1 protein-coding gene is annotated in these 211 nt (G+C 52.6%); it reads left to right on the top strand.

Annotated features, from left to right (window positions below):
• Positions 1-211 (top strand): hypothetical protein (locus tag AC0QH1_RS00240; RefSeq protein WP_324628743.1); only part of this gene is annotated, 211 nt, incomplete at both ends.

The following is a 211-nucleotide window of genomic DNA, read 5'->3' as shown; positions in this document are numbered from 1 at the left end:
CCTCAGCAGAACCAACCGAAACTGCGGACAATTCTGCAGAAGAAAACCCGGAACGAGTGGTGGCTGAAACCACCGACGATTCTACCTCTGAACCTGTGGAAGCGGTAACAGAAACCGCCGACACCACCGCCAGGGAAGAAACTGCCCAAAATCCCGAAACTTCATCGGTTCAAGAACCCGAATCATCGGAACCCGTCGAAACTGTAGAATC

The organism is Phormidium sp. CCY1219 (assembly GCF_055795085.1).
Note: the sequence above shows the minus strand (reverse complement) of the source record. Positions and strands in the feature narration are given on the sequence as shown.